The organism is Streptomyces sp. NRRL F-5630 (assembly GCF_000719475.1).
Lineage (GTDB): Bacteria > Actinomycetota > Actinomycetes > Streptomycetales > Streptomycetaceae > Streptomyces.
Genome location: NZ_JOGO01000140.1, coordinates 1 through 5,282, shown reverse-complemented (window position 1 = coordinate 5,282; position 5,282 = coordinate 1). Strand labels below are relative to the sequence as shown.

At 72.9% G+C, this 5,282-nt stretch carries 3 protein-coding genes and 1 pseudogene; all 4 read left to right on the top strand.

Annotated features, from left to right (window positions below; all coding sequences use genetic code 11):
• Positions 1-105: pseudogene (locus IF99_RS0129800) on the top strand (ATP-binding protein); the annotation flags it as partial.
• Positions 106-528: 423 nt separating this feature from the next.
• The gene (locus IF99_RS0129795; protein ID WP_031001498.1) at positions 529-3,957 is read left to right on the top strand and encodes a nitrate- and nitrite sensing domain-containing protein; all 3,429 of its coding nucleotides are present in this window, start codon (positions 529-531) and stop codon (positions 3,955-3,957) included.
• A gap of 10 nt (positions 3,958-3,967) precedes the next feature.
• Positions 3,968-4,381, top strand: coding sequence for a roadblock/LC7 domain-containing protein (locus tag IF99_RS0129790; RefSeq protein ID WP_008745460.1), 414 nt, complete (start codon positions 3,968-3,970; stop codon positions 4,379-4,381).
• A gap of 109 nt (positions 4,382-4,490) precedes the next feature.
• On the top strand, positions 4,491-5,282 hold a 792-nt coding region (locus IF99_RS31320), incomplete at its 3' end, for a DUF742 domain-containing protein (RefSeq protein WP_037828150.1).

Below are 5,282 nucleotides of genomic sequence, written 5' to 3'. Positions count from 1 at the left end.
GGACCCGACACCCCCATCATCACCACCGACGCCCGCCACCGCGCCGACGCCAAATCCGCCCTCATCACCCTCGTCGAACACGCCCTCATGGCCCGCCTGAAGTGAGGTCGTGACAGCCGCGTGCGCGCGCCGCGCGGCGGTGACGACGGCCGCCGCGGGGCCCTCGCCGGGCCGCGTGGCGCGCCCGCCGGGCCCCGTTGTGTCCTTCGACACGGTGCCGAGAGGCTTCATAACGTTTCGACAGAGAATCGACCGCGCGCCACCACGCGCAGCGCCCGCACGGTGCCGCTGCGCGCATACGAGTCCCGGCTTTTGCCGGGGCTCGTTGTTTTATGCCCCTTTTATTAGTCCGCGGCGGCGGATCACGTGTCCGGAAGACCACTTCCGCAGAACGTTTGGCGGCGCGCGGCGGACCGTGCTGAAATCGCTGAACTGCCCAGTAGCAGGGGCGGTGAAGTGCCCGCTGTTGAGGGCCTTGGAACGTCAGCGGCACGCGAGAAGTGCCGCCGCCGAGAGGTTGTTGGTCGAGTGAGGCGAAGCACGAAGGGCTCAGGCCCGGCGCAGGGGGCCCGGGGTGGCTTCACCCCGCCCGCCACCGCCGAGGCGTCCGCCGGAGTGCGGGAGCACGGGAGCCCCGCCTCCCCCTCCGCCCGCGGCAGCCGGCTGTCCCCCCGCAACTGGCGGGTGCCGACCCGGCTGAACGCGATCCTGCTCATACCCGTCATCGTCGGCCTCGTCATGGGCGGCTTCCAGGTGAAGGGCTCGATCGACACCTGGCACGAGGCGGAGGACGCGAAGAACGTCGCGCGACTCGTCCAGGCCGCCGCGACCTACGGCAACCGGCTCTCCGAGGAACGCGACATCAGCGCCGAGCCCCTCCTGCGGGGCAAGCGCGAGGACCCGGCCGTGGTGAAGGCGCGCGCGGCGACCGACACGGCGGCCCGGCGGTTCGACGCCGCGGCCGAGGACCTCCCCCGTACCGCGGCCCTCGACCGGCGCATGGCCGACTTCCGCTCCGTTGAGCCGGAGCTCGACTCGCTGCGCCAGGCCGCGTACACGAAGAAGCTCAGCGGGGTGCGGACCGAGGAGGGGTACCTCCGGATCCAGCACCCGCTCATGGAGTTCGCCAACGAGCTGGGCCTCGGGACCGGCAACGTCACCACCTACGGCCGCTCGGTCTACGCGATCGCGCTCTCCACCTCGGCGCTCTCGCTGACCCGTTCCCTCGGCGTGCACCTGTGGGTCGAGCCGGGCCCCGGCACGGCCGACGCGACGAGGCAGCGCGTCGCGCTCTCCTCGTACGCCTACCTGGAGGGCATCGCCGAGAAGGAGTACACCTCCAGCGCACGGCCCGCGGACGTCGAGCGGCTCGACGCGGAGATGAGGAAGGCCGCGCTCCAGATCAAGCGGAACGCCGCCAAGGCCGCCATCGCCTCCGCGAAGGACATGCGCAGCGGCGTCACGCCGCCCGCCCCCGAGGCCATGATCGACCAGCTCGTCTCGCCCGCGTCCACCCAAAAGACGCTCGGCGACCGGGGCATCACGCCGCAGACCTGGTGGGACGCGACGACACCGCGCGTCACGGCGTACCGCACCGTCGAGTCCGAGCTGACCGCGCACGCGGTGACCGAGGCGAGCCAGATCGCCGACGACGCCAAACGCGAGGCCCTCCTCGTCTCGGCGGCCGTCGTCGCCGCCCTCCTGCTCGCCTTCCTCATCGCGGGGATGATGGCGCGGCAGATGAGCCACTCCATGCGGCGCCTGCGCACGGAGGCCTTCGGCATAGCGCAGAAGCGGCTGCCCTCCCTCGTCGACCAGCTCTCGCGCACCCACCCGGGGCGCGTGGACACGCGCGTCACACCGCTGCCGATCACCTCGACCGACGAGATCGGCGAGGTCGCCCGCGCCTTCGACCAGGTGCACCGCGAGGCGGTCAGGCTCGCCTCCGAACAGGCCCTGCTGCGCGGCAACATCAACGCCATGTTCACCAACCTCTCGCGGCGCAACCAGTCCCTCGTGGAGGGGCAGCTCACGCTCATCACGGAACTGGAGAACAACGAGGAGGAGCCCGAGCAACTGGAGAACCTCTTCAAGCTCGACCACCTCGCCACCCGGATGCGCCGCAACGGCGAGAACCTCCTCGTTCTCGCGGGCGAGGAGCCGGGCCGGCGCTGGGACCAGCCGGTGCCGCTCGTCGACGTGCTGCGCGCCGCCGCCTCCGAGGTCGAGCAGTACGAGCGCGTCGAACTGTCCGGGATCCCCGAGGCCGAGATCCACGGCCGCGCCGTGACCGACCTCGTCCACCTGCTCTCCGAACTCCTCGAGAACGCCACGACGTTCTCCTCGCCGCAGACGAAGGTACGGGTCACGGCGACGCGGATGCCGGACGGCCGCGTCGTGATCGAGATCCACGACAAGGGCATCGGCCTCAACGCCGCGGACTTCGCCGACATCAACCACCGGCTCGCCAATCCGCCGGTCGTGGACGCGGCGATCTCCCAGCGCATGGGACTCTTCGTGGTCGGGCGGCTCGCCGACCGGCACGGCATCCGGGTCCAGCTGCGGCCCTCGGGCGAGCAGGGCGGCACCACCTCGCTCGTCATGCTCCCGGAGTCCATCACGCACGGCGGAGGCGGCCGGACCGGCCAGGAGAACGGGTTCACCGCCTCCTCGATGATCCCCTCGCAGGCGCACGCCGCCCCGGGCACGGGCCGCACGCCGCCGCGCACCGCGGCCGGACTCGGCTTCGACGACGGCCGGTACGGGGCCGGGCACCACGCCCTGCCCGGCGGCGAGCACCCGGCCGGGCTCGACCCCGTGGGCCGCTCCCTGTTCCGCGAGGAGCGCCGCGCGGCCCTGGAGGCCCAGACGCACGGGCAGGAGCCCGCGCCGGAGCAGCACCGGGACGAGGGGGCTCAACCCTTCCACGGCGGCGGGGCCCCGACCGGCCCGTACGAGGGCGAGGGCGGCCCGTACGAGACCAGCGGCAGCCCCGCGCCGTACGGCGGGACTCCCCCCTACCAGGGGCAGGCGCCCCAGCCCTCCTACGGCACCGGCGAGGCATACCCGCAGGGCTACCCCGCCCCGTACGAGAACGGCCCGGCCGGTTACCCGGGCGACGGCGGGACGGCCCCCTACCCGGACGGGAACGCCTACGCTCCGCAGCCGCCGTACCCGGGCTTCACGCAGGGGGCGTACCCCGGCGCCGAGGCCGGGGCGCCTGGCACCGAGGTCGGCTACCCGGCGCAAGGGCAGGGCGAGTACGCCCCGGAGTCCGCCTACGCGCCCTATCCGGAGGCCCCGTACTCCACTTACGCGCCGGAGACCGCCGGGACCGGCACCTACCCCGCCACCCCTCACCAGGAGGAGTGGCGGCAGGAGCCCGTGCAGGGCGGCGCCCCCGGGGGTGAAACGGAATCCCCCGCGCGCGCTCCCCAGGAGGACGCCGACCGCGTAGGCTTCGGCCCGCACGGTGCCGCCGCCGAGCAGGAGGGCGGGGTGACCGAGGCAGGTCTGCCGCGCCGGCTTCCGGCCGCGGGGGCCGGTGAGGTGACGGCCCGTCAGGGGTGGGACAATGGCCCGAGCGGCTCCCCGCCCGAGGACGGCACGCCCGCGAGCGAGCAGTCCCGGGCGGAGCAGGATCCCGGTTCCTCGGCCCACGCGGCCAACGAGGACCGCGCCCGGCGCGCGAGCGGCCTGCGCCGCCCGCAGGCGGGCGGGGTCACCTCCTCCGGTCTGCCGCGCCGGGTGCCCAGGGCCAATCTGGTCGAGGGCGCGGCAGAAGCAGAACAGAGCCCGCAGGGCGGCCCCCAGGTCTCCCGCGCTCCCGAGGACGTCCGCGGCCGGCTCAGCCGGCTCCGCAGCGGCGTCGCCAGGGGCCGCACCGCGGGAAGCGGCACGAATGGCACGAACGGTCGGGGTTCCGGCCCCGACAGGACCTACGACCAGGAGCGTTAGCGTGAGCCCGATGAGCCAGGCGGCACAGAACCTGAACTGGTTGATCACCAATTTCGTGGACAACACCCCGGGGGTGTCGCACACGGTGGTCGTCTCCGCCGACGGTCTTCTCCTCGCGATGTCCGAAGGCTTTCCCCGTGACCGCGCCGACCAGCTCGCGGCCGTGGCCTCGGGCCTCACCTCGCTCACCGCGGGCGCGTCCCGCATCTTCGAGGGCGGCACCGTCAACCAGACGGTGGTCGAGATGGAGCGGGGCTTCCTCTTCATCATGTCCATCTCGGACGGTTCCTCGCTCGCGGTCCTCGCCCACCCGGAGGCCGACATCGGCCTCGTCGGCTACGAGATGGCCCTGCTCGTGGACCGCGCGGGCTCCGTCCTCACCCCGGATCTGCGTGCGGAACTCCAGGGTGGTCTGCTCAACTGACGCTTTTCTCAACCATCAGACAAGCGGTGCGTTTTCGCGTCCCGGGGCCGTAAGGTTTCGGGACGCGGCTCCACACTGACGGCGCCCGGACAGCAGGAGGAGGAAGAACGTGACGACACCCCCCGGTGGTTCGCCTGCCGACTGGTCCCACGGCCAGGGCGGGTACCAGGGTGACGGACCGGGTCCGCACTCCTTCCCAGGGCAGCAGCAGGACGAGCAGCGGCACGACGAGTGGCAGCGGGCCGAGTGGCGGCAGGCCGAGTGGCAGTACGGGCACGGGCAGGAACCGGCCCCCGAACAGCCGTACGGACAGCGCCCCTCGTACGGGGACCAGCAACCGTACGGGGACCAGCAGCCGTACGGCGAGCAGCAGTCGCCCGGGGACGAACAGTCGTCGTACGGGGACGAGCACGACCCCTTCGACTCGTACCCCTACCCGCACCCCGGCCAGCAGCAGCCCCAGCCCGGTCCCGCGCAGCCGCAGCCGAGGCACCCGCAGCACCAGCGGCAGCCCGTGGAGCCCACCGGGCCCCGCGCCCCCCTGCCGCGCCACAACGCGCAGGACGACTCCGGCGGTTCGGGCGGGCGCGGCCCGAGTCCGCTCGTGCGGCCGTACGCGATGACGGGCGGCCGGACCAGGCCCCGTTACCAGCTCGCCATCGAGGCGCTGGTCAGCACCACCGCTCAGCCTTCCCAGATGCAGGGGCAGTTGCCCGAGCATCAGCGGATCTGCAATCTGTGCCGGGAGATCAAGTCAGTAGCGGAGATCTCGGCACTCCTTTCCATTCCCCTCGGCGTGGCCCGGATTCTCGTCGCCGACCTGGCGGAGGCCGGTCTCGTCGCGATCCACCAGCCCGGCGGCGACGAGAACGCCGGCGGCCAGCCAGACGTGACACTGCTC

Coding starts and splice junctions, on each gene's coding strand:
- IF99_RS0129790 (WP_008745460.1), top strand. CDS start 3,968: ATGAGCCAGGCGGCACAGAACCTGAACTGGTTGATCACCAATTTCGTG.